This window comes from Marinobacter shengliensis (genome assembly GCF_030297115.1).
Taxonomy (GTDB): Bacteria; Pseudomonadota; Gammaproteobacteria; order Pseudomonadales; family Oleiphilaceae; genus Marinobacter; species Marinobacter shengliensis.
In genome coordinates this window covers 132451-156449 of sequence record NZ_AP028062.1, presented here as the reverse complement: position 1 = coordinate 156449, position 23999 = coordinate 132451, and the positions used below count along the sequence as shown (strand labels likewise).

At 57.0% G+C, this 23999-nt stretch carries 19 protein-coding genes, 1 tRNA gene and 1 riboswitch; of the genes, 8 read left to right on the top strand and 12 right to left on the bottom strand.

The window, feature by feature from the left end; all coding sequences use genetic code 11:
• Positions 1 to 5: 5 nt before the first annotated feature.
• Positions 6 to 1751 carry a BMP family ABC transporter substrate-binding protein gene (locus QUE75_RS00655; RefSeq protein ID WP_286252955.1) on the bottom strand — a complete coding sequence of 582 codons (1746 nt, stop codon included), beginning with the start codon at positions 1749 to 1751 and terminating at the stop codon, positions 6 to 8.
• Between the two features lie 295 nt (positions 1752 to 2046).
• Between QUE75_RS00655 and QUE75_RS00650 the strand changes: the two genes are divergently transcribed.
• Entirely contained in the window at positions 2047 to 3951 is a 1905-nt protein-coding gene (locus QUE75_RS00650) for a pyruvate kinase (RefSeq protein WP_286252952.1), read from the top strand.
• Between the two features lie 68 nt (positions 3952 to 4019).
• On the opposite strand, the gene QUE75_RS00645 is transcribed toward QUE75_RS00650, so the two are convergent.
• From QUE75_RS00645 to QUE75_RS00635, 3 genes are all read right to left on the bottom strand, one after another.
• Entirely contained in the window at positions 4020 to 4901 is an 882-nt protein-coding gene (locus QUE75_RS00645; RefSeq protein ID WP_286252950.1) for a phosphate/phosphite/phosphonate ABC transporter substrate-binding protein, read from the bottom strand.
• Positions 4898 to 7222, bottom strand: a complete 2325-nt coding sequence (locus QUE75_RS00640; protein ID WP_396631679.1) for a putative bifunctional diguanylate cyclase/phosphodiesterase — start codon at positions 7220 to 7222, stop codon at positions 4898 to 4900. Before QUE75_RS00640 ends, QUE75_RS00645 begins: the two co-directional genes overlap by 4 nt.
• A 247-nt stretch (positions 7223 to 7469) precedes the next feature.
• A tRNA-Gly gene (locus QUE75_RS00635) sits at positions 7470 to 7543 on the bottom strand.
• A 71-nt stretch (positions 7544 to 7614) separates the two neighbouring features.
• On the opposite strand from QUE75_RS00635, the gene QUE75_RS00630 reads away from it, so the two are divergent.
• From QUE75_RS00630 to QUE75_RS00620, 3 genes are all read left to right on the top strand, one after another.
• The gene (locus QUE75_RS00630; protein WP_061331330.1) at positions 7615 to 9327 is read left to right on the top strand and encodes a potassium/proton antiporter; all 1713 of its coding nucleotides are present in this window, start codon (positions 7615 to 7617) and stop codon (positions 9325 to 9327) included.
• Positions 9328 to 9450: 123 nt separating this feature from the next.
• Positions 9451 to 10005 carry a L,D-transpeptidase family protein gene (locus QUE75_RS00625; protein ID WP_286252946.1) on the top strand — a complete coding sequence of 185 codons (555 nt, stop codon included), beginning with the start codon at positions 9451 to 9453 and terminating at the stop codon, positions 10003 to 10005.
• A 209-nt stretch (positions 10006 to 10214) separates the two neighbouring features.
• Complete coding sequence (locus QUE75_RS00620; RefSeq protein WP_061331332.1) at positions 10215 to 10496, top strand: Lpp/OprI family alanine-zipper lipoprotein; 282 nt, start codon at positions 10215 to 10217, stop codon at positions 10494 to 10496.
• A 66-nt stretch (positions 10497 to 10562) separates the two neighbouring features.
• Here the strand turns inward: QUE75_RS00620 and QUE75_RS00615 are convergent, their stop codons facing one another.
• The 8 genes from QUE75_RS00615 to QUE75_RS00580 all read right to left on the bottom strand — a co-directional run bounded on the left by QUE75_RS00615 (position 10563) and on the right by QUE75_RS00580 (position 18870).
• Complete coding sequence (locus QUE75_RS00615; RefSeq protein ID WP_106694188.1) at positions 10563 to 11348, bottom strand: slipin family protein; 786 nt, start codon at positions 11346 to 11348, stop codon at positions 10563 to 10565.
• 42 nt (positions 11349 to 11390) lie between these two features.
• Positions 11391 to 12851 carry an NfeD family protein gene (locus QUE75_RS00610; RefSeq protein WP_061331334.1) on the bottom strand — a complete coding sequence of 487 codons (1461 nt, stop codon included), beginning with the start codon at positions 12849 to 12851 and terminating at the stop codon, positions 11391 to 11393.
• A gap of 22 nt (positions 12852 to 12873) precedes the next feature.
• On the bottom strand, positions 12874 to 13626 hold the full coding sequence (locus tag QUE75_RS00605) for an SDR family oxidoreductase (protein ID WP_286252940.1): 753 nt from the start codon (positions 13624 to 13626) through the stop codon (positions 12874 to 12876).
• Between the two features lie 70 nt (positions 13627 to 13696).
• Positions 13697 to 14737: a L,D-transpeptidase family protein gene (locus tag QUE75_RS00600; protein ID WP_396631678.1), complete on the bottom strand. Its 1041-nt coding sequence runs from the start codon at positions 14735 to 14737 to the stop codon at positions 13697 to 13699.
• Positions 14738 to 14797: 60 nt separating this feature from the next.
• Positions 14798 to 15367: a TMEM165/GDT1 family protein gene (locus QUE75_RS00595; protein WP_286252938.1), complete on the bottom strand. Its 570-nt coding sequence runs from the start codon at positions 15365 to 15367 to the stop codon at positions 14798 to 14800.
• An 84-nt stretch (positions 15368 to 15451) separates the two neighbouring features.
• Positions 15452 to 15557: riboswitch (yybP-ykoY riboswitch) on the bottom strand.
• Between the two features lie 46 nt (positions 15558 to 15603).
• Positions 15604 to 16995, bottom strand: a complete 1392-nt coding sequence (locus tag QUE75_RS00590) for a DHA2 family efflux MFS transporter permease subunit (RefSeq protein WP_061331338.1) — start codon at positions 16993 to 16995, stop codon at positions 15604 to 15606.
• Positions 16996 to 16998: 3 nt separating this feature from the next.
• Positions 16999 to 17424 (bottom strand): MarR family transcriptional regulator, encoded by a 426-nt coding sequence (locus QUE75_RS00585; RefSeq protein ID WP_058092884.1) that lies wholly within the window; start codon positions 17422 to 17424, stop codon positions 16999 to 17001.
• Between the two features lie 162 nt (positions 17425 to 17586).
• Positions 17587 to 18870 carry an MFS transporter gene (locus QUE75_RS00580; RefSeq protein ID WP_061331339.1) on the bottom strand — a complete coding sequence of 428 codons (1284 nt, stop codon included), beginning with the start codon at positions 18868 to 18870 and terminating at the stop codon, positions 17587 to 17589.
• A 249-nt stretch (positions 18871 to 19119) separates the two neighbouring features.
• Between QUE75_RS00580 and QUE75_RS00575 the strand changes: the two genes are divergently transcribed.
• From QUE75_RS00575 to QUE75_RS00560, 4 genes are all read left to right on the top strand, one after another.
• On the top strand, positions 19120 to 20022 hold the full coding sequence (locus QUE75_RS00575) for a WYL domain-containing protein (protein WP_106694183.1): 903 nt from the start codon (positions 19120 to 19122) through the stop codon (positions 20020 to 20022).
• A 9-nt stretch (positions 20023 to 20031) separates the two neighbouring features.
• Positions 20032 to 21798 carry an ExeM/NucH family extracellular endonuclease gene (locus QUE75_RS00570; protein WP_286252933.1) on the top strand — a complete coding sequence of 589 codons (1767 nt, stop codon included), beginning with the start codon at positions 20032 to 20034 and terminating at the stop codon, positions 21796 to 21798.
• A gap of 106 nt (positions 21799 to 21904) precedes the next feature.
• On the top strand, positions 21905 to 22792 hold the full coding sequence (locus tag QUE75_RS00565) for an alpha/beta fold hydrolase (RefSeq protein WP_106694182.1): 888 nt from the start codon (positions 21905 to 21907) through the stop codon (positions 22790 to 22792).
• 144 nt (positions 22793 to 22936) lie between these two features.
• Complete coding sequence (locus tag QUE75_RS00560) at positions 22937 to 23980, top strand: AraC family transcriptional regulator (RefSeq protein WP_061331343.1); 1044 nt, start codon at positions 22937 to 22939, stop codon at positions 23978 to 23980.
• Positions 23981 to 23999: the final 19 nt, after the last annotated feature.

The window sequence follows — 23999 nt, the reverse complement described above, 5'->3', positions numbered from 1 at the left end:
GGGCCTCAATCTCCATTACCGGAGGTTGTGGTCCTGAGGTCCAGCCCGGCTTCCGCAAAATACCTTTCCACGTTATCCCATAAAGCAACAGATTCCCGAATCTCCGATAGGCGATTCCAGAGCTGTTCGCTGAATGCCGGGTAACGTTGATAAAAGCTCTCGGATAACACCAGATAACTGGACTCTTTAGCCATCGAGGGGCTGATCTTAATAAGATTGTCCGAGAAGACCGGGGTTGCTGCAATCAGGTAGTCCGTATAAACAGCGTCTGCCAAGGCGGTATTCGTATGCCCTCTAAGCAGCATGCGGAGTTGTCGTTCGGGTGTTTCGATAACATGAACTTCCTGCTGTTTCAGGCCATCCACTTTATCCCGGCCAAAACCAGGTGGTACCGTGAACGGAGATCTTGGAACGAAGGTGCCATTCTTTACGTCTTCTTTTCTTTGATAAGCGGCCAAGTCCCAAATCATCATGGCCCTGTCCTCATCCAACTGCCCAGTTCGCCTCGGAAACTCGCCATGTTCCTCAAGTTCCGAACTCCACAAAGCGAATAGCATACCGTCCACCTGATCATGTTTGATCAGGTGCTCACCACGGCGCGTCGGCAGTACTCGAAAATCAACGTCTACACCCAACTGTTTACCCGCGAGCTCCATTGCATCGAAAGCCAAGCCAGCTGGACCAAACTCACTATGTACAATAAAGGGTGGTTGGGCTTCGGCAGGAATGACCAGTTCAATCAAATCAGGTTTTTCGATCTCGCTGATTTGCAATCCACGCTCGATCGTTTGAAGGGAATAACCTAAGAGTATGCCTTCGCGTATCTGCTCTATCTCCTCAAACCTTGAGGGCGTCAATAGCGGTCGGTTGTGGTCATCAATACTGATCGAAACACCACCCTGAGCAAGACCCAACTGCTTGACCGGTGATCTCCACAAATTCCAGCGTTCGTTGACGAGAGCGACATATACCGCACGGTCAAGATGCTTCACAACAGAAGTCAGGACGTGGCCGGGATAAAGCCCGTTCTGGTTTCGATCAACACCAATGGCATATTTGCCAGACTCGAAAGCCGCCCTCAAAATGCCACGGCCTGCGTTACCTGCCGCAACGAAGACCACATCATACCCGCTTTGATAAAGCCCCTTTCCTAAGCTGTATGCGCCGGCCACATCATCCCAGGGGCGATCAATAACATCCGCCAGATAACGCACTGTTACCCGGCCTTCGGGCTTCACATGATAAAAACCCGACTCAAAACCTTCCTGAAGCGATCTGACCGGTTTGATCGAAATGCCGCCAACAAAGGCAACTTGCTTGCTAACGCTCGCCCTCGCCGCCAGAACGCCCGCAAGGTAAGCACCCTCGTACTCATCAAAAACAACTGAACGCACATTTGGCAGATCCAGAACATAATCGATGGCGATAAAAGTTGTCTCTGGATACTGAGGAGCTACGGATTCAACCATCGGCCGAATGTGCGCGCCGGGTACCAAAATCGGCGTTCGGCCCGCTTCAGCCAGGTTTTTCAATGTTTGGAGGTAAGCATCCAATTCGGACTCTGCCTCTTTGACAAAGGAGATTCCTTTGCGAGCCTGAAACTGCTTCATTCCTTCCAACAGACTTTCGTTGTATGAATCATCCAGAATAATTTCTGAATTGAAAAGAATGGCAGGCGCGAAGGGCTGCGCACGCAATGGCGCACAGAGGCACCATAGGATGACGGAAAGCACAAAACAGAACGCTTTCATTAGTCGATAGTTCTCGTTTATTCGGCTTAACGAGCACAAACAGGCAGACAAAAATCCCGTTCCGCCACTTGCACTTATCGCCTTCGTGTTTATGTACCTATTGGCGACACAGCGACAATATGTCAAAGGTATTACGATTTCGTGACACTTCCGCTGGGGCAAGAATAATTTAGCCCGCAACATAAACGTCACACCGTTGACACATTTCCGGACGACTCTATAACTGTACAGAATTTAGCCAGCCTCGCATCAAAATATTCCACGCTCGAAGGCACATGCAGCGGGGAGGCCAGATATGGAAAAAAGAATCTCGAACGCCCTCACCGCCCCAGAAATTGAGTACATGGGTGAGCTACTGGAAGACCTTGTTAACCTTCGAGATAGCCTTTTCTCTCAAGCTGACAGGCCACCATCCCACCTCAGCGAACTCGACTTTGGCTACCGTATAAGCGCCGAAAACCTTCTGCATTACCTTGCTTTGCGCCGACAGGATATTCGAATGCTCCAGCAGCGCCTCGTCGCGCTTGGGTTTTCCTCGCTGGGTCGCTCGGAATCCTGCCTACTGCCGACACTAGACACCATTATTCGCTCACTTTCCTTGCTTCTCGGACAGTCACCAGAAACAGATCGGGACAAAACCTCAGCGATTACTATTCAGGACGGCCCCCTGTTACTTCTGCAACACTCGAAAGAGTTACTTGGGGCCGCGCCCGAGGACCGAAATGTACGGATCATGGTCACCATGCCAACGGAAGCTGCAAAAGATCCCTCTATCATTCACGACTTGTTGAAAGCCGGGATGAATTGCATGCGCATAAACTGCGCCCACGATGATCCAGAAACCTGGCTGGGAATGATCAATCACCTGCAAACTGCAAGAGACAAGCTTGGGCTTAGCTGTCAGGTTTTCATGGATCTGGGTGGGCCTAAGATCCGCACGGGTGAGATCGAACCCGGAACGCCAGTTGTGCATGTGCGACCCAAACGTAATGAATACGGAATCACCGTTTTCCCTGCCCGCATATTACTGGTACCTGAGAGCAGTTCGGCGCCTGAACTTCGCGATGACCAACCGTTTTTTGGTGTTCCAGAGAGTTTTCTCCAGAAGCTCAAAAGGTTTGATGGGATCCGGCTACTCGATGCACGACACAAGTCCCGAAAATGGACCGTCGTTGAACTGAACAACTTCGGTTGCTGGGTAGAAAGCATCAAAGCATGTTACGTCGTGTCCGGAACAACCCTGCAGTTAAAGGAAAAACCAAGCCCGAAAATCATAGCGAAGATTACCGATGTCCCCAGGCAACCGGGAGTGATAATCCTCCACCAGGGCGATTCCCTTGTGGTTACGGCAGACTCGGTTGTCGGGCATTCCAAGCATTTAAACTCCCAGGGAGATCTTGTTACTCCCGCCACGATAAGCTGCACGATGCCAGAGATCGTTTCCCAGGTTCATCCGGGAGAAAGCATCTGGTTTGACGATGGCAAAATCGGTGGTGTCATTGAAAAAGTGGAGACAAACCGATTTTGGGTGAAAATCCAACACGCTCGTCCCGAGGGCAGCAAGCTCCGGGCAGGTAAAGGCATGAACCTTCCGGATAGCCATCTTAACGTAAGCGCCCTGACGTCGACCGACATCAATCACCTGGCTTTTATCGCCAAGCATGCCGATGCCGTCCAGATGTCATTTGCAAATTCACCGCATGATGTCACTTTGCTTGGCGAAGCACTGTCCACGGTATGCGGGGATAACCTGGGCATTGTCCTCAAGATCGAAACCAGAAAAGGCTTTGAAAGTTTACCCGCCATGCTGCTGACAGCTATGCGCCGGCCCAAAGTAGGCGTCATGATTGCCAGGGGCGACCTTGCCGTCGAGTGCGGTTACGAACGACTGGCCGAAGTTCAGGAAGAAATACTTTCAGTGTGTGAAGCCGCCCATGTACCCGTTATCTGGGCCACTCAGGTGCTTGAAAACCTGGCTCAGAAAGGCATGCCGTCACGCGCAGAGATTTCAGATGCAGTCATGGCACACCGTGCAGAGTGCGTGATGCTGAACAAGGGGCCTCACGTTATCGAAGCGGTTGGAGTGCTCGACAGTATTCTCAAACGCATGGAACAGCATCAAACCAAAAAACGGGCTTTACTCAGGGCTCTGAGATTGGCACAGAACCGCTCGGATTCAGACCAGACTGATCGTTCATAGTTTGTTCACGCAAGCTTCATCCGGTTGATAGAAAATTTGAGGGAGTCAGGACTTTAGCAGGAACCAACCTAGTTATTCAGAACGGCCTCAATCGCCCTGTAGTCATCGTGGGTCACGCGGTTTATTCCCATCGCGCGCTGGGTATTCAAATACTCGGTAAGCATTGGTGAAGGTGTTGTCAGTAAATCAATTACCCGGCTGCGAACTTCCTCGCAAATCCCACTGCGGAATACAAACGGGTCATAGTGAAGCGGTGCAGAGCGCCAGAGAACCGTGAGAGTATTCTTATCAATCACGCCGCGCCTGTAGGCTTCATCTGCTCTTGAGCTGGAAACAAAGGCTGCATCCGCCTTGTTATCCAGCAACGCCATCAATGCCTTATCATGGCTGCCCGCGTAAATGTTTGCGCCAAAGAAATCGGAGAACGGCTCGCCGATAGTAGTGGCAAACTCTTTCTTTGGAACCAGGGCCCCCGATGTACTGGAGGGGTCGGTCAGCAACACCTGGGCATGTCTCAGGCGCTCAATGCTATCTATTCCTGCCGCTTTTGGAACCACCAACAACGAGTAATAGAAACTTCCCTTTGGCGTAAAGAACCCGGCCTCTGTGGTTAATGACGCAAAGGCATCCAGGCCCGAATCTTGAGCGTGGGCGATAACATAGGACGCCGGCCCCATGACGGCCAGATCGACACCGCCCGAGAGTAAGCCATCCATCACGCTCTCGTAGGAAGTTGCTCTGACCAGCTCAACTGGCATTCCAAGCCCCTGTTCTAACAGCATGATTAACGGCCGATATTCAGTGCGCTGCTGGTCAATGTCTTTTTTAGGAACCATGGTGAAGGTCAATCGGCTCATGCTGCAGGATTTGACCTCCTGAACAGCTTCTGCACGGGAGAATGGTGCAAAAGCCACGAAGACAAGCCCTAGAGTCAACATCAACAACCTCATGCGCTGGCGGCCTCCTCTGCAAAGGTTCTGAGAAACTCTGGTATTTGCTCTGCGGGCATTGGACGCCCAAGGTGATAGCCCTGAGCGATATCGCAGCCGGCGACTTTCAGGTGCACCAGCTGTTCACGGGTTTCTACCCCCTCGGCCACCACCTTGAGCGCCATTCGCTTGGCCAGAATAATGGTTGAGGACACAATGGGACTGTCATCGTGGCTGTTTGATATTCGATTGATCAGGCTTCGGTCAATCTTCAGCTTGTCTACCGGTACCGCCTCGAGGTGGGCAAACCCTGCATAACCGGTGCCGAAATCATCAAGACTGAGCCGGATACCTGCCCGCTTGAGGCAGTGCAGACTTTCGACGGCCCGGCCCTCCAGCATGGCGGTTTCCGTAATTTCCAGCTCCACCAGGTCTGTCGTCAAGTCGTGTTCAGCCACCATCGCCAGGACCTCTTTACAGAATTCCGGCTGGGCAAGCTGTATCGGGGAAACATTGACTGCAACTGGCTTTGAGCTACCGTATTTCTGTTTCCAGTCAGATATCTGGACACACGCCAATCGAAGTACTTCCATACCCAGTGCCACCACAAAGCCCGTTTTCTCGGCGACAGGAATAAACCGATCCGGATAAAGCAAACCAATACCTGGATGCTGCCAGCGCACCAGGGCCTCATAGCCGATGACTTCCATACTCTCCAGACACACCAGGGGCTGGTAGTGCAGCACGAACTCCCGTTTTCTGAGAGCCTCGGCGAAGGCTTGTTCCAAGTGAAATTCTTCCACATCAGCTACATTCAATGACTGGTCGAAAAAGCGATATTGGCCACGCCCGGCTTTCTTGGCCGAGTACATGGCAGCATCAGCGCATTTCGTCAGTTCATCAATACTCTGGCCATCCCGAGGACTGATGGCGATACCGATGCTGGGACTGGTAACCAGTTCCGTGCCTTCCAGCATGTAGGGAGCGGACAAGTGCGCAGTCAATGCTGAGGCCCACTGCTCAATGTCTGCCTCACTGCGATCACCAGCCAGCAACACCACAAACTCATCACCGCCGAAACGAGCGGCGATGTCACCTGTTCCAAGCATTCGCTGAATACGACCCGCGACCGCTTGCAACAACAGATCGCCGATATGGTGACCGAGCGAGTCATTAATGGATTTGAAACGGTCCAGGTCAATGAACAGCATCGTTGATAACTTACGCTGTCGGCGTTGTTCCAGCACCAGCGAATCCGCCACATCCAGAAACTGGCGACGGTTGAACAGACCACTGAGATGATCAATGGAAGCGGCACGGCTACTGCGGGCATGCTCGGTCTCAAGACGCCCAATCAGTCGCTGGTTGTTCCGCTCCGACAACCGCAATGCTTCCATAACCCGTTGCTGCTGGGTCAGGCTACGAATGAGCCAGAACACAATGCCCAGAACCAGTAACGTCATCACGCTATTAGCTACCAGTTGATTGTTCCGGCCAGGCGTAATCGGTGCAAAGATTTCATAATAGGGCTGGGCCACACTGACGGTGAAACCGTTAGCTGGACGGGTAACAAAAACGTACTGGTAACGCTCGCCCGCCAGCTCCAGCGTGGCTTCTCCGGTGACAACACGACCTTCACCTGCAATTTGAACTTTTGGAACCTGTGGACCTCCGACCACAATGCCGCTTTCATTGGCGCGCATCCACTCACCACCCCTGGAATCCAAAATCTGAATGAAGCCCGCGCCCAGCTCAACATTCTGTATAAGCCCTGCCAGGTAGGCGATGTCCAGCTCAATCAATATCAATCTTGAGGATTGGGACACGTCTGTCAGCCTGAGCGGAACCAGGAATGGCAATCGCCAGGCAGGTTCTCCCGGCGCGTATGCAGGATCCGCAACTCGGTCGGGAAGCACAGGCGCAGATCCAGTTCCGGCAAAGTGCGTCTCAGTTCCAGCCAACCAACTACCAAGCTTTGACCGTGCTGAACCCAAATGACTGGTATAGATCAGATCTCCAGATAAGTTGTAAACACTGAGCCGGTTGAACACCGGATCTTCTGCCAGAAGGGTCAGAAGCCGAGTTTCTGCCCCTTGATGCGCGATGACATCGTCAGTCACCAAGCTACCCATGGCCTTGGCACGATCAGTCATCTGCTTTAGGCTCTCCGACACAATTAACGCCAGATTGCGGTTCTCGGACAGCCTCGCATTGAGTGTTTCTGCCTTTGTCGATGATCCTTGCCAAAGAAATAACACCCAGAGGAACAAAACGATAATCACCCCAAGTGCCAGCATGGTTAGCTGAACGCTATTAAGGGGGGTATCGGACTTCGTTGTCATCAAGCTAGAACCTGGAGAAAGGGGATAGATTACAGGCAGCCTCTCCAGTGGCCGTACTAATCCTATGAACTGAGCGTGCCGTTTGGCCGGCCAAACTCAGATGCCTCGAACACTAATCGCCTAGTGTGGCAGTTGCATTACAGGCCGGCTTTGTTAACAGATTCACAGCCAGGACACAGGGGCCAACCTCGGAAATCCTAAAAAGGTTGGGGGGTGGAAAATTGCAGACTATGCAGAGATAGTGTCTTGGAGCGGGCGATGGGAATCGAACCCACGTCGTAGGCTTGGGAAGCCTCTGCTCTACCATTGAGCTACGCCCGCCTGCATAATGATTGCCACAGCAATATAGGCCCGGACCAGCGTCCGGGCAAGTCCCTTTGGTCAGGAGTCTGATGGATCCCACGTTTACTCTGATTGGCGCCTTGATGCTTGTGTTCAGCATCGTTCTCAGCCCGCTTTCAAGCAGGGTCGGCATGCCGGTGCTGCTGGTTTTTCTGGCTGTTGGCATGATGATGGGCGAGGATGGACCGGGCGGCATCCAGTTCAATAACTTTGAGCTGGCTTTTCTTATCGCCAATCTTTCACTGGCCGTTATCCTGCTGGATGGCGGAATGCGCACCCGGGTAGAGACCTTCAGGGTAGGTCTGCGGCCAGCCCTGGTACTTGCCACCCTTGGCGTTGCCCTGACCGCGGGTGGCGCGGCCATCGTGGCATGGTGGGTATTCGATTTGCATTGGATGATGGCGTTGTTGATCGGGGCCATTATTTCCTCAACCGATGCGGCCGCGGTCTTCTCTCTGCTGCAGGGCCGGGGCCTGCACCTGAACGAGCGGGTCAGTGCCACCCTTGAGATCGAGTCTGGCAGTAACGACCCGATGGCCATTTTCCTCACCCTGATGCTGGTGACCTTGATTGGCCAACATGAGCAGGGGTCCATTCTCTCGGGCCTGATCATGCTGGTACAACAGTTCGGCATCGGCGCCGCAGCCGGCGTTCTGGGTGGCTTTCTGGTGGTGGAACTGGCCAATCGGATGCGCCTGACCCCCGCGCTGTACCCCCTGCTGGTGGGTGCGGCCGGCATTTCGGTGTTTTCTGCCACCAACGCTGTCGGAGGCAGCGGATTCCTCGCCATTTACCTGTGCGGTGTGGTCATTGGAAACCGTCATGTCCGGATGATGCCGATGATTCTTCAGGTGCACGACGGCATGGCCTGGCTGGCACAGCTCTGTCTGTTCCTGATGCTCGGCCTGCTGGTGAGCCCATCAGACCTGATCCCCCTGGCAGGCGCCGGTTTGGTGCTGGCTCTGGCGCTTATCTTTGTTATTCGGCCATTAACCGTGCTGATCACGCTCTGGCCATTCGGCTTCAACCGGCGGGAGCTGGGCTTTATCAGCTGGGTGGGCCTGCGAGGCGCGGTGCCCATTGTTTTGGCGCTGTTCCCGATCATTGCCGACCTGCCAGATGCGCAACTGGTTTTCCACGCGGCGTTCTTTATCGTTCTGGTGTCGCTGATTGTGCAGGGCACCACCATGGCACCTCTCGCCCGCAAGTTGCGGCTTGAAGTTCCCGCCGGCGAAGATCCCTACCGGCGGCTACCACTGGATGCGCCCGCCGCTGGCGACCACGAGCTGATGCTGTTTCCACTCCGGGGCAAGGGTTGGGACAAGCCCAGAGCCCTTGGCCAGCTGCGCCTGCCGGAAAACACCGCCGTGGCCGGGGTGTTTCGCGACCGTAAGTGCCTTCAGCCCACAAAGGACCTCGAAGTGACCGCCGGCGATATGTTGGCCATGTTCGCCACGCCGTCGGTTCTACCCGATCTCGGCAAGGCATTGAGCGGGCGGCAAGCTCCGAAACACCTGGCAGAGCGAGCCTTCTTCGGCGACTTCGTGCTGAACGGAGATGCCCTGCTCGGCGATGTGGAACAGGTCTATGGTATCGAGTTCGACGAGTTGCCTCCCGAGTTGTCGCTGGCCGAGTGTTTCGCCAAACGCACCAAGGGGCATCCAGTTGTTGGCGACACCGTCATATTGGGGCCAGTAACGCTCGTGGCCCGGGCCACCGAAGCCGACCGGGTAACCAAGGTTGGCCTGAAAATGGATGCGTGACGCCCGTCCGGTTTGTGCAGGAAAACCAAAAACCGTAACAAAACCCCTTATCAATCCCCTTGCTGGCTATGTTATAAACACACGTGAACAAAGTTTAACCATCCAGCGACCTGTGCCAGCATCATGATCTTCAGAGTTTTTCTATCACTAATGCTTGTCGTATTGCCTGCCCTGGCCAGTAGCTCGGAGTTGCTGGCCCGGGCTGATACACGCATGGCCATGCCTGGCAGCGAACCAACGCTGGAAGAGCACCTGAACATCACCAAGGTTCTGGTGCGCAAAAGTGAGCGCAGGCTTTATCTGTTGAGCGGTGAGCACAAGGTGCGCAGCTATCGGATTTCACTGGGAGGCAATCCGGTAGGACACAAGCTGTATGAGGGTGACAAGCGAACGCCAGAAGGGGATTACATTCTCGATTGGCGCAACGCGAACAGCGATTTCTACAAGTCCATCCATATATCCTACCCGAACGCCCGTGACCGGGAGCTGGCCGAAGCCTGGGGGCTTAATCCCGGCGGCAGCATCATGATCCACGGACTGCCCAACGAAGCGGGCGACCTTGCCTTCGCGTATACCGGCCTGGACTGGACCGAAGGCTGTATTGCGGTCACCAATGAAGAGATGGATGAGATCTGGGCACTGGTCGATAACGGCACCCCCATTCGGATTCTTCCCTGACCGCAGAACCCACCCCGTTCATGACGGGAGTATTAAGTTGTTGTCATAGCCTAAGAAAATTTACGTATCCTTAGTTAACATTTTGTCTCTGAGTGTTTTACACTGTTTGACGACTCCGGTAGTCAACGCCTATCGGGCTTAGCTGACAGGAAGTCGTCTTAATGACTTCTGGATCACAGGAAATAAAACGACCAATAAGGGGATTTACCATGCGTAAACTGACGATCGCCGGGTTTGCAATGGCCGCTGCTCTGACTGCAGGCTGTGCCACCACTGAGCAGGGCGCTATCGACGAGGCCAATGCGACTGCAAGCTCCGCCGAGCAAACTGCTAACAACGCTCTGAACACTGCTAACAGCGCTGCAAGCTCCGCTCGCACTGCTCAGCAGACTGCTGAAGAAGCCCTGGCTGCTGCCCGTGCTGCTCAGAAGTCCGCTGACGAAGCGAACGAGCGCGCCAAGCGCATGCTCGAGCGTGCCAGCCAGAAGTAAGGCTGCCGTTTAGCAAAAAAGGCCGGTTCAACCGGCCTTTTTTGTGCTCGCTCAAAATGTTTTGTCTTACCCCTCCGGGTTGCCGGAAGCCTTCTGTTGCTGGTTTTGCATAAAGGTTTTCATCATGTCCATCGGTAGCGGGAACACAATCGTGGAGGAGTTGTTGTTGCTCATGTCTGACAGGGTCTGCAGATAACGCAACTGCATGGCACCGGAATTCACAGACATCACCTCTGCGGCCTCGACCAGCTTTTTGGAAGCCTGCAATTCGCCCTCTGCGTGGATGACCTTCGCACGACGTTCCCGCTCAGCCTCAGCCTGCCGGGCAATCGCACGAATCATCGACTCATTCAGGTCAACGTGTTTGATTTCCACATTGGCCACCTTGATACCCCAATCCTCGGTCTGGGAATCAATGATTTCCTGAATATCCGAATTCAGCTTGTCTCGCTCAGACAGCATTTCATCGAGATCGTGTTTGCCGAGCACAGAGCGCAAGGTTGTTTGCGCCAACTGGCTGGTAGCAGCGCCATAGTCTTCGACCCGGATAATCGCCTTCTCGGGGTCAACCACGCGGAAGTACAGCACTGCATTTACTCTGACCGTCACGTTGTCTTTGGAAATAACATCCTGGCTTGGGACATCCAGGGTGATCACCCGCAGATCCACCCGGACAATTTGCTGAATTCCGGGGATGACGATGATCAGGCCGGGGCCTTTGACACCCTGAAAGCGGCCCAGGAAAAACACCACACCGCGCTCGTATTCCGGCAGGATCTTGATGGCGGAACCGAGAATCAGAAGCAGCACCACAGTCGGTGCAATATAGGGAATAATGTCACCCAGGTTCATACGGCCTCCTTGATTTGCCGTTGGTTAGTACGAATTGCTCGTTCAATGACCTTGATCAGAATCAGGCCTGGCTTCAACCAGAAGGGTCAGCCCCTCCATACCGTTTACCTGCACCTGCGTGCCCTTGGTGATCTGATGCGGACAACGGGCATTCCAACGCTCCCCACTGACTCGGACATGGCCCTTGTAGCCGTCATAAGAAGATTCAAAGTCGTCCAGTGCCACGCCTTTTTCCTCAGCCATGTGTTCGCTGCCACTGACCGGCGTACGGCGTCGCAAACCGATGAAGCGGGTAACCGTCCAGAGAATAAACCCGCCCGCCACAACAGCCGTGCCGCCAACGGTGGGCAATGAGATATCCGAGTGGCTGCCATCCATCAGAATCACCGATCCCGTGACAAAGGCGACTATGCCACCGACACCAAGAATGCCGAAACTAGGCATGAAGGCTTCCCCCACGATGAACGCCAGCCCCAACAGAATCAAGGCAAGGCCGGCGTAATTCACCGACAACACCTGAAATGCAAACAACGCGAGTATCAGACAGATAGCACCGATCACCCCGGGGAACACGGCACCGGGATTCGACAGTTCAAAGATAATGCCGTAGAAACCGATGATCATCAGGAAATAGGCGACGTTCGGATCGGTGATCACCGACAGTAACCGGGTTCGCCAATCCGGTTCTGAACGGACCAGTTCCAGGTCCGCCGTGACCAGCTCCCGCTCGCCGGTGGCCATCTGCACGGTGCGACCATCAATGGCCTCCAGCAATTCGCGGAGGTTAGGCGCCACGACATCGATAACATTCAGTTCCAGCGCCTCGGTTGCGCCGAGGTTGACGGCTTCGCGGACGGCCTCTTCCGCCCAGTCGGCATTCCGACCATGGCGCTCGGCCAAGCCACGGATATAACTGACGGCATCCTCCAGAACCTTACGCTCCATCGCCGTGTCGCCCCGGCGTTTCTGTGGTTCGGCGGCCGAGTCGTCGGCACTGGTCTCTGAAGCTTCGTCGTCCCCGGCGGGCTGCTCCGGTTCTTGCTCTGGCGAGCCTGGCAGGCCGCCCATCTGAACCGGCGTTGCCGAACCGAGGTTGGTGGCGGGCGCCATAGCCGCAATATGACTGCCGTAGAGGATGAAGGTACCGGCACTGGCGGCGCGGGCGCCCTGGGGTGACACGTAGGTTGCCACCGGCACCTCGGAGGCGAGGATGGTTTTGATGATTTCCCGCATGGAATCCATCAGGCCACCCGGCGTATCCATTTCCAGAATGACCAGGCCAGCATTCTCCTGCTCGGCCCGTCTGATGCCACGGGTGACATAATCCATTGTGGCCGGGCCGATAGCACCCTCGACCGTCAATACCAGTGCAGTTCTCGGCGTGTCCTGCTGGGCAATTGCCTGCCAGGAAGCCCCGATCAGTCCCAGCAGCCCTCCCAGGAAAAAAATCAGGGACCAGAGGGGCAAGCGGAGGTTCTGACGTTGCATCGGGTTTGGCGTCATGGCGATCTCCCAGGCAGAGTGATCAGAATATTCGGGCCAGTACGGACTCTGGCAGTCGCCTCAGTATGAAACCAATGGGCGTCCAGGGCCAACCTGGCACAAAACGTTCGGCCTTGCCGGACTCAATGGCACGGACCATGGCCCGGCATCCGGTCTTCGCGTCCACAATGAAAGGTGTGTTCTTGACCCTTTCGTTGATCTCAGTCCGGATATACCCCGGATAGAGCGTGGTCACGCGAATGGGAGACCGGCGCTTTTTCAGTTCGACACGCAAACCCTCGCAAAGTGCCGCCAATCCGGCCTTGGTCGCCGCATAGGTGGTGACGTTGCCCGGCATCCCCCGAACAGCCGTTACCGATGATACGGCAACCAGGTGACCATGGTTCTGTGCCCGGAAAATCTCCATGGCAGCTTCTATCTGAGCCAGGGCGGAAACAAAATTGGTTTCTGCGGTCTGCCGGTTGGCATCAAAGCGCCCGGTGCCCAGCGGCTGCCCCTTGCCAATGCCGGCATTGACGATGATCCTGTCGAGCTGACCAAACTCCTCCCGGAAAGCCTGAAAAACCTCGGCCACTTGTGCGTGATCATTCACATCCAGGGCCCGCACACTAATCTTCACTCCCGGATAGGTGCCCTCCAGCTCGGCCCGGAGCTGGTCCAGCCGCTCGGTACGACGGGCACACAGGGCTAGGTGATCACCCCGGGCAGCAAACTCCCGGGCCATGCCTTCACCCAGTCCGGAACTGGCTCCGGTAATCAGTATAGTACGACTCATGAGTACTCCTGCCGTTTGGTTATTATTGGTTGTCGCGGAGCGGGTACTTCAGCAAAGCCTGGCGCCAGGGTCAAAAGTACAGCTTTTGCTCCGGCTCTGCAGGCTCTTCCGGGTTGCTTTCCGTCTGCCCCTTATCAGAAGCCACCCGGGTCAGCCGCTCACCGACCATGGTGGGAATGCCATCGGCCTGATCCACCACCAGCTCGATGGACCGGCGCTGGACTTCCACGTCCGGGTGTTGCTGGCGGAAGGCTTCCAGTTTTTCCAGTGTTTCACGCCATAGCTGTTCGCGATCCTCGGGCGAGTAATCTTCATGGGGCCGGTGCACTTCAAGCCAAACCTCGCCGCCAGACAAGCCAAGCTTGACAGGTTCGCGAATAATCTGGACCGACGTGCCCTTCTGAACCTGATAGACAAACCGGGAAATGTCTTCGTTGTACATACGGAAACAGCCGGCACTGACCGGCAAGCCGATACCGAAACGCTTATTGGTTCCGTGGATCAGATAGCCTTTCTCGCTTAACATCAGGGCATGAGTGCCAAGCGGATTATCCGGGCCGGGCGGGATCATACGCGGCAGATACTCTCCACGGGCCTCATAGGATGCCCGGATACTGGCCGGCGGATACCACGCAGGCGATTCCAGTGGCATGGTTACCTCGGCGTCGGTTAGCGGTGACGGATTCTCTTCACGCCCAATGCCCACCGGATACACCTGAACGCCATCGTTGGTGAAATAATAGAGCCGATACTCGGCCAGGTTAATCACGATGCCTTCCCGGCGTGCATCGGGCAGAACATACATACGCGGCAGGGTAATGGTCGTGCCGTCTCCCGGTAACCAGGGGTCAACACCCGGATTGGCCTTCACCAACTCCAGGTAACCCAGAGCCTCATCATGGCCAATAGCAGCAAAGGTATCCTCATAGCGGGTCGTGAAAACCTGCAGCTCCCCCGCCAGATCGCCGTTAAGAGCGAAAGTTGGTACCCGGGGCGAACGATCGTTTTCCACCGTTGCAGTGTCTGACGGCTTTTGGTTCTGCGCAGCATTGACAGCTGACGCCAGGAACATCAGGCACACCAGAACGGCGACACATTTTTTCAACCACATATCAACCAGTTCCCATAAACATTCATTCCGGGCCTCTGCTCTGAAAGACACGGTTCCGTGTCAGGAGTTCACCAGGGTGGTCCAGACCGTTACCACCGCCAGCACCACAAACAATACGCTGGCACTGATCCTGGCCGTCGCCAGCGGCAGTCGCTCCATCAGCCAGCGCCCTGCCAGGATCACCGGAATATTGGCCAGGAGCATGCCTACCGTCGTGCCGATGATAACCCATAACGTTTCCGTATACCTTGCCGCCAGGACCACCGTAGCCACTTGGGTTTTATCACCTATCTCCGCCAGGAAGAACATTACCGTAGTAGCCCAGAAGGCGCCCATGCCGAGAAACCGAGATTCGGCACTGTCGTCTTTATCCGGTATCAGCAACCACAGGGCGATGGCGACAAAGCTCACTGCGAGAATCCAGGGCAGCGACTGGGACGGAATCCAGCTGGCCACCCAGGCCCCCAGCCACGCTGAGAGCGCGTGATTGAGCACGGTCGCAACCAGAATACCAAGAATGATAGGGGTACGCTTTGCGTATCGGGCAACCAGGAAAAGAGACAGGAGCTGGGTTTTGTCGCCAATTTCAGCAATGGCCACAGCAAGGGTTGAAGCGAGAAACGCATCCATTCGAAGAGACCTCAGGGCGGAAATCGTCAGACATGAGACAGCTCACCTTCCGCCCAGTGGAGGTGATCTGCCTCAGGTCTTGCCAATTCCGCGATCAATCACGGAACACGGTAGCCATGGAGAATGAGCTCCAAGTATGTTGACTACCGTCCGCTCCTGTTACCCAGAAGCGAAGGCTACTCCCCCGAAGTTGGCCACATGCTAATGAATCCCGCCGGAAATGGCAACTGGCCACCTTACACCCGCATTTTCCAGACCGGCACGGCAGCCAACGCCACAAACACCGCTACCAGCCACCAGGCTGCCTCGAACGCAGCCACAGTAGGCACACTGCCCTGGTGTTCACCGAACTCGATGGTCAGTGCCACCACATTTACCCCCAGGGCACCCCCGAGTTGGCGGGCGAAATTGATGGTGCTGGACCCGGCGCCCAGCTGTTCCTTGGGCAGTGGATTCAGCGCACCGGTGGACAGGGCCGGCAGCATAAAGCCAATCCCAATCCGGCCCAGCACTGCCCAGAGTACCAGCCAGCCAAACCCAGCGTACTGGCCGGTCAGAGCAAACAGGACCGCAGACAGGGCGAACACCGCGATTCCAAACAGCACCAGGCTGCGGGCGCTGCGCTTGTCTGCCAGCCGGCCCGACAGTGGAAAAACAATGCCCAGCACCACCCCGGCGGGCAGCATCAGCAGACCCGCCTCCGTCGCGGAGAAGCCCAGCGTGGTCTGCACAAACAGAGGAATCAGGTAGGTTGAGCCAAACAGCGCCAGCCCAAGCGCCATGGCGCCCAGCGTGGCGAACAGAAACACCGGTTGGCGCAACAGTAGCAGGTTAACCAGGGGATGCTTCGCCGTGCGTTCCCGAAAGACAAAGGCGAACAGAAGGCCAAGGGCCAACGCCCATTGCATCACGATTCGCAGTTCCTGGCCTGGCCAGGCCTGCATTCGGGTCAGGGTATCGAGGGTCAGGGCGATGGTTGCCCCAAGCAGTAACAAACCGGGCAGATCAAAGGGATAAGGCGCAGGGCGGGAGCGGGGCAGCGGCAGGAACCGCCAGGCCATCCAGACACCCAGAAGGGTGACCGGTGCCGGCGCAAACATCACATAGCGCCAGTTGAACTGGTCCACCAGAAAGCCACCCAGCACAGGGCCCAATGCCGGTGCCAGAATCACCCCCATGCCATAAATGCCCATGGCTTGACCACGCCTGTCTGCCGGAAATATCCGGAACACCAGGTACATGCCCATGGGTTGCATCAACCCGGCCATGGCGCCCTGGCCTATTCTGGCGGCAATCAGCTGTTCAGGAGACTCGGCAAAGCCGCCGACAAGGGATATGACGGTGAACACCGCCATGGCAACACCCAGGGTCAGGCGCACACCAAAACGGTCCAGCAGCCAGGCGGACGCCAGCATGGTGGTGGTCATGGCGGCGATGAATCCGGTGGCCAGCCAGTGCACCTGGCCCTGGCGAATGCCGAACTCCATCATGATGTCATGGAGCGCAACATTCACCACCGTGGCGCTGAGCACCGTGGCCATGGTGCCAAGGACAACCGTAGCAACGGCCAGCCAGCGCCAGCGTTCACCGTAACGGGCGGTCAGGCCCTCGACAGAATTATCGATCAAGCGTTACTTCTGCTTCTCGGCATTATCCATAATTTTGTGGAACACCTTGAGCGCGCATTCGATTTCCTTGTCAGTCACGCCCTCCAGCATCTCTTCACGCAACACAGCGGCACGCTCGGACAGCTCATCCATGAACTCGGCACCGGCCTTGGTCAGATGCAACCGGCGGGCGCGCCGATCGTTCGGGCAGGGGCGTCGCTCAATCAACTCCTGCTGCTCCAGGCTATCAAGCAACCTGACCAGGGTGGGATTTTCAATGGCCATCAGACTGGCCAGTTCGCGCTGGGTAAGGCCTTCACCACCCTGCTGCAGATACACCATGGTGCTCCAGCGAGCCTGCGTGACTCCCAAGTCTTTCAACCGCTCATCCAGCATCTTGCGCCAGCGGCGGGTAACCCGGGCAACGGCAAACGGGAATTGATCTCTCATGGTTAAACACTCCTGATGGTGATCCGGCATGGGACAAGCAAACGCCACCCCGAAAACCGAGAAAACACTTACCTTATTGGAAATTCACCAATAGTAAGCTAACCATTGAAATAAAAACAGATATCAGGGTGAAAATATAATTGGGGAAAACCGAAAGGCGCGTCAGCCAGCCTGACGCAACTCTTCCTGCATTTCCTCCACTTCCGGAGATTCGTGGAACTCGGTGTTACGCGGGTCCAGCTCGGAAAGCACCGGAGACGCCTCCGGCATGGCCGGGACAAAGTGCTCCTGCTCCTCCACCGGCACGTCGTCGGTGTGGCTGATCCGGTAGCTAGTGATCACTGCCAGCAACACCAGGAAGCCGGCGTTGCCATAGAACAGGCCGGAGGGCCCCATGATGTTGATTAACTCCGCCATGGTGATCGGCCCGATCACACTGCCAATACCGTAGCTCAGCAAAAGCGTGGCACTGGCGGCGACAATCCGGTTGCTGTCCATGCGGTCGTTGGTGATGGCCACCGCGATTGGGTACAGAGTGGCCGACAGACCGGTAAAAAGTCCTACCAACAGAGTGAGCAACGCCAGGCTTGCCGCCCCGAAAACGCCAACCCCAACGGCTGAAGCGGAAGCAATCAGTGCCACCCAGAACATCACCCGGCGTCGGTCAAATCGATCGCACACCCGGCCCAATGGCCAGGCCAACAACATGGCAGCAATGATGGCGCTGGCCATGAAGGTCGAAGTTCTGGCCACGTCCAGCCCCACTAACGTGGCGTATACCGGCCCCAGTGCATAGAAGCCGCCAATCATGACGCCGCTGATCAGCGCGCCAGCGACACCGGAAAATGATTCCCGCCCGAGTTTGAAGATCGACATCCGGTGCACCTGCTCAATCGCCGGCGCTTCCATTCGAGTGAGAGCCAGAGGAATCAGGGCGAGAGTCAGCAGGATGGCCGCCAGCGAAAACGGCAGGAAACTGCCCGGGTCACCCACGTTGACAATCAACTGGCCGCCGGCGGCCGACAAGTAGAAAACAATCTGGTAAACGGCAAACAGCGCACCCCGGTTGGCGTTAGTGGCACGGCTGGAGAACCAGCTTTCAATCACCACCAACACACCGGCGATGGTGAAGCCAGACAGTACCCGAAGGACCGCCCAGAAAATCATCGACACCGCCATCGGATACATCAGCGACACCACGGCAGCCATAGCAGCAAATGCCGCAAAGGCGCGGATATGGCCTACCCTGCCAATAATCTTGTGGACATACAGGGTGCCAAGGACAAAACCGATGGAATAGCACACCAGCACCCAGCCAATGACATTGGGTGAGACTTCTTCGATACTCAGGCGAATACCCAGCAGCGTCATCAGAAACGCATTGCCGCTGACCAGCAACACAATGCTGAGGATCAGCGCCGAAAGGGAGGTGACCATTCGGGTCATGAGTGGCTCCGGGTATTGGGTTACATCAGGGTGACAGTAAAGAAAAGATAGCAACGTTATGGGTTGTCTGCTGGTGTGTATTTAACCAGCCATCGCCAGACGACTCCACTAAGCAGTTGCCGAGACCTCGAACCCAGTAGTGGCGCGGTATTTGACAATGTTTTACATTAATGGGCCGTAACAGAACCTGATAGCCGTAGCGGGTAACATAAACATCAAGCTACTTACTCGGACCGTGAGCGCCTGGTTATGAAGAAAACGGACTGGCCCATTCGCTGGGATTTACTGCTTCGCTATCGACTGATTGAAATCATCGCCTTGTGGGAAGGACGCCTGACCACTAACCACATCTGCCACAGTTTCGGCATTGGTCGCCAGCAGGCATCAAAGGATATCAACACCTACTTGCGGGAACTGGCTCCCGGCAACCTGGTTTACGACCGGCACCTGAAAGGTTATGTGCCGGCAGCCGGTTTCAAACCGGTGGTAACACGGGGCCAGGTTAGCGAATATCAAGACCTGCTTGCGCGGCAACAGAGCCTGAGCGACACGTTTTCTGACCTGGAGCTTGGACTGCCGGGCAATGCGGTCATCCCGGAACCGTCCCGGCGCATCGCCCCGGAAACCATGCGGGCTGTGGTTAACGCTACCCGTTATCACCGCCAACTCAAGGCCAGTTACGTGTCCCTGAGCCGACCGGAAGCCGCCGACAGCCTGCTGGAGCCGCATTCACTGGTATGCACGGGTAACAGCTGGCATGTGCGGGCCTGGTGCAATGCCAACCGGGAATTCCGGGATTTCGCCCTGAGCCGTTTTCAGGGCCAGCCGGAAGCACTACGGCAGAAATCCAGACACGCCGCGCAGCAAGATGAAGACTGGCAACGCCTGGTCACCCTGGAGATCGCACCTGATCAGCGCCTGACCGAAGCCCAGCAACAGATCATTGCCAACGACTACGGTATGGAACAGGGCTGCCTCAGCATCGAAACCCGCGCAGCGTTGGCGCCCTATGTCCTGTCCCGGCTCGGAATTACCTTTGATAACAGCCACCCGGACCCACTGGTGCAACAGCTGGAACTGGCCAACCCGGACCAGCTTGGCTTTGGAAGCAAGCGCGAACGGGCACTCAAAGCGGTGGCCGGTCTCTGCTAGACTGGCCCGGTGACGACACTTTCCAGACTTCTGCTCAACGCCGCCCTCGGCCTGGCTACCACGCTCTGCGTCCCGACGCAGGCAGTGGCCGAGGCGTGCGGCGCGCCGGCCACTGCCATCCACGCCATTCAGGGCAGCGGCCCTGCTTCGCCCCTGGTCGGGCAAACCGTCACCGTCGAAGGCATCCTCACCCAGGACAGTCGCCACAAAGGTGGTTTTGGTGGTTTCTACCTGCAACAGGCTGATGCTGAAACGGACCAGAACCCGGCCACCTCCGAAGCCCTGTTCATCTACACACGCCAGGCAGCGGGCAAGCCCGGCCAGCGCCTGCGACTGACAGGGACCGTCAAGGAATATCATGGTCTGACGGAACTGGTGGATGTCGGCAAGCTGACAGTCTGCGGCGAGGGCAAGATGCCCAGGCCCATCGAGGTGTCACTGCCCTGGTCACAACCACCGGAAAGTCTTGAGAACATGCGGGTTCGCTTTGCCGCCCCGCTGACGGTTATTGACCACTACAACCTTGCCCTTTACGGCGAGCTTACTCTGGCCGCCGAGGATCAAGTCATCCCGACGGAATACCTGGCACCGGGGCCAGCAGCCGTCACGCAGGCCCGCAACAACCATCAACACCGTGTGTTTCTGGACGATGGCCTGGCCGTGCGCAATCCCGATCCCGTGCCTTGGCCACCGGGCGGGCTTGATGGGCGGAACACGGTACGCGCCGGCGATACCGTCTCGCAACTGCAGGGTGTTCTCGATTTCCGCTTTGGCCAGTGGCGTGTCCAGCCAGACAGGCAACCGGCCTTCAAAGCCAGCAACGAGCGCCCGCAACCACCCGGAAAGCCCGATGACGTCGACCTGCGGATCGTCACCCTGAACCTGGAGAACTACTTCAACGGTAACGGCCAGGGTGCAGGCTTTCCCACTGCCCGGGGGGCGGAGAGCGTGGCAGCCTTCCGGGAACAGAACCAGCGGCTGGTGGCGGCTCTCACCCTGCCGGACCCAGACATACTAGCCGTCACCGAACTTGAAAACGACGGCTATGGCCCAGACAGTGCCGTTGCCGAACTGGCCGCGCGACTTGGCGCCGAGTGGCGTTTTGTGGCGACACCCGGCGATGACGGCTCCGACGCCATTCGCAGCGCCCTGTTATACCGGACAGACCGGGCAACCCCTGTTGGCGAAGCCAGTCGGCAGCCGTCAGAGCCCATGGGCAGGCCTCCCCTGGCCCAGATGTTCCAGGCCCGGCATGGCGACCAGGTTGTTCGCATCGTAGTGACGCACCTGAAATCGAAGTCCTGTCGGAACGCCAGCGGCAAAGATTCCGATCAGAAAGACGGCCAGGGCTGTTTCAATTATCGGCGCAGCCAGGCTACCGAAACCATGCTCGACTGGCTTGGCTCACTTCCGGCACCGGACACACTCGCCGGCACCCTGATCACCGGCGACCTCAACAGCTACGCTCAGGAAGACCCGGTGCAGGTGCTTTATCGCCAGGGCTTTACCAGCCTGGTGCACCACTTCCATCCCTGCCAACAGGACCACTGCCCACACCACAGTTACCGATACCGGGGAGAAAAAGGCAGCCTCGACTATGCCCTGGCTTCGGCCAGCCTGCTGCCCCATGTCATCCACGCCCAGACCTGGAACATCAACGCCGATGAACCTCGGGCCCTGGGCTACGACCAGCCACCTCGGATACCGGTCAGCGGCCCTTGGCGCTCTTCGGATCACAACCCGGTGATCACGGATATCCGGCTGCCATCGCCTTGAACCCGGTTGCCGCACCGACGCCAGATCGGGGCGGGCAGGCAATAGCACCCAACCACAGGGGCGGTAAACTGGAATTCGGATTTACCATCAAGAGGTTGTCGTATCCATGAAAGTCCCGACCCCGAACCTATGGCCGGTCGCCCGCACCGGCCAACGCTGGCTGCTGCGCGCACAACGGCAGGAAGCCATTGTCGACGGCCATCGCATGGTGTTTCTGGAACGTGGCAAACCGGCACCCGGGCGACCAACCCTGGTGTTGATACATGGCTTTGCCGCCATGAAGGAAAACTGGGCCTTCTGGATGCAGAGACTCCCTGCAGACTGGCACCTGCTGGTTCCGGACGTACCCGGACTGGGTGAGAGCCAGTACCATGCTGACGCCTGCTACCGCTATGAAAGCCAGGCCCGACGGCTGAGTGACTGGCTATCCGGCTACGCGACAGACAACCTGCACATTGCCGGCAGCTCCATGGGAGGCGCCATTGCGTCAATTCTGGCCCATAAGCTGGAGCAACCTCCTCGGTCACTGACACTGCTTAACAGTGCCGGTATCCCGGAACATGCGGATGTGGATATTGACGCTCCCTTTGAGTCTGATCGCGATGCCATCCTGATTCCCCAGGACTGGGCCGGGGTCTACCGGATGTTCAACAGTGTGGGCACCGGCAAACCAACGTTACCCGGGCTGGCCATGGCCGGATTACTGGGCCCGGACCTTCTGAACCGCCGACAAGCACTGAGACACATTTTCAACGACATGCTCGCTGACGCCCTTGCCCCGGCCCGGTATCTCGGCCCGGGCACACCACCGCTGCAGGTGCAGTGGGGCGAGAAAGACGTTATCACCCCGACCCGTTGCGTAAACTGGTTCAGAACCGCCACACCAGACGCCGATGTGCATGTATTCCGGGGCGTCGGCCACCTGCCCATGCTGGAAAATCCTGGCCGTTCCGCCAAGGTTCTGGAAACCTTCATCCGGCGCCATAGCCATTGAAATGACTGAACGGAGAGGTGCCGAATTGGCCTCTCTGGCCCATTGACCCGTCAATCAAGTCATGGGGCTGGCCCGGGCAAACGGTCATAATCAGCAATACTGAACACCCTTACATAACAAGAACAGTCGCTGACGAGGAAACCCATGCGCGTCTCAGTTTCTACTGCACAGGATCTGGGCATGCCGGCCATCTACCTGCATACCCTGGCCGAATTGCTGCATACCATTGGAGTGGACGAAAGGGATCTCATTCTTCGGGTCGGTCTTGACCCCACCCGCCTGAACTCAACGGAAGTAAGAGTCAGCCAGGCCCAGGCCAGCGAGTTTGTCACCCGCGCCATTATTGAGAGTGGCGAGCCGGGCCTTGGCATCATGCTCGCCCGGGAGCTCAAGCTCCCCCTGCACGGCGCCCTGGGAACGGCGGTCATGAGCAGCCGAACCCTGGAAGAGGCGCTGGAGCTGATGACCCGCTACCTGACGCTGCGAGCGCCCCACCTGAAAGTTCAGAAACGGGTATCCGGGCAGAACGCCTGGTATAACGTGACCTGCGACATCGAGCTGGGGCCACTGCAGGGTTTTGTGCTGGATGCGGTTCTGTTTGGCTGTGTAACCATGGGCGCTCAGTTGACCGGCACCCTGGTACCCGGCACACGGGTGCTTCGGCGCGGGCCAGAGCCCAACCACTTCCACCGCTTTCGCAATCGTATCGGGGTGCCGGTGGAGTATGGCGCGACCGAGAACGCGCTTATCGTGCCCGTCAGCCAGCTTTGCCTGCCAGTGCGATTCAGCGACGACCAGCTTGCCGCCAGTTCACGGGCGCAGTGCGAGGAAGCCCTGAAGCAGTTAAAGGAGGATGCCGGCTTTGCCTGCCGGGTTCGACGGGTCATCGAGACCAGTCATCCGTTCCCTCCAAAACTGGCGCGGGTAGCCGCTACTCTGTTTGTGTCCGAGCGCACCCTGAAACGCCGCCTCCAGGAAGAAGAGGCCAGCTTCCAGCAACTGGTGGATCAGGTTCGCCTTGAGCGGGCCAAGGAACTTCTGGAAAACACGGGCATGAACCTGAGCCAGATTGCCGATGCCCTTGGCTATGCCGATGCGGCCAACTTTACCCGGGCCTTCAAGCGTTGGACCGGTCTGAGCCCCAGCCATTTCCGCACCCGGGAAACGGCCCTGCGCCGAACGGCCTGAAGCATGACCGGAGAGTGCC

Bases quoted from the DNA above. Each gene is read 5' to 3' on its own strand.
- QUE75_RS00595 (WP_286252938.1), bottom strand. From the start codon at position 15,367: ATGGATGCGTTTCTCGCTTCAACCCTTGCTGTGGCCATTGCTGAAATT.
- QUE75_RS00620 (WP_061331332.1), top strand. From the start codon at position 10,215: ATGCGTAAACTGACGATCGCCGGGTTTGCAATGGCCGCTGCTCTGACT.
- QUE75_RS00630 (WP_061331330.1), top strand. From the start codon at position 7,615: ATGGATCCCACGTTTACTCTGATTGGCGCCTTGATGCTTGTGTTCAGC.
- QUE75_RS00575 (WP_106694183.1), top strand. From the start codon at position 19,120: ATGAAGAAAACGGACTGGCCCATTCGCTGGGATTTACTGCTTCGCTAT.
- QUE75_RS00645 (WP_286252950.1), bottom strand. From the start codon at position 4,901: ATGAGGTTGTTGATGTTGACTCTAGGGCTTGTCTTCGTGGCTTTTGCA.
- QUE75_RS00615 (WP_106694188.1), bottom strand. From the start codon at position 11,348: ATGAACCTGGGTGACATTATTCCCTATATTGCACCGACTGTGGTGCTG.
- QUE75_RS00565 (WP_106694182.1), top strand. From the start codon at position 21,905: ATGAAAGTCCCGACCCCGAACCTATGGCCGGTCGCCCGCACCGGCCAA.
- QUE75_RS00560 (WP_061331343.1), top strand. From the start codon at position 22,937: ATGCGCGTCTCAGTTTCTACTGCACAGGATCTGGGCATGCCGGCCATC.
- QUE75_RS00625 (WP_286252946.1), top strand. From the start codon at position 9,451: ATGATCTTCAGAGTTTTTCTATCACTAATGCTTGTCGTATTGCCTGCC.
- QUE75_RS00600 (WP_396631678.1), bottom strand. From the start codon at position 14,737: ATGTGGTTGAAAAAATGTGTCGCCGTTCTGGTGTGCCTGATGTTCCTG.
- QUE75_RS00655 (WP_286252955.1), bottom strand. From the start codon at position 1,751: ATGAAAGCGTTCTGTTTTGTGCTTTCCGTCATCCTATGGTGCCTCTGT.
- QUE75_RS00580 (WP_061331339.1), bottom strand. From the start codon at position 18,870: ATGACCCGAATGGTCACCTCCCTTTCGGCGCTGATCCTCAGCATTGTG.
- QUE75_RS00585 (WP_058092884.1), bottom strand. From the start codon at position 17,424: ATGAGAGATCAATTCCCGTTTGCCGTTGCCCGGGTTACCCGCCGCTGG.
- QUE75_RS00650 (WP_286252952.1), top strand. From the start codon at position 2,047: ATGGAAAAAAGAATCTCGAACGCCCTCACCGCCCCAGAAATTGAGTAC.
- QUE75_RS00640 (WP_396631679.1), bottom strand. From the start codon at position 7,222: ATGACAACGAAGTCCGATACCCCCCTTAATAGCGTTCAGCTAACCATG.
- QUE75_RS00610 (WP_061331334.1), bottom strand. From the start codon at position 12,851: ATGACGCCAAACCCGATGCAACGTCAGAACCTCCGCTTGCCCCTCTGG.
- QUE75_RS00605 (WP_286252940.1), bottom strand. From the start codon at position 13,626: ATGAGTCGTACTATACTGATTACCGGAGCCAGTTCCGGACTGGGTGAA.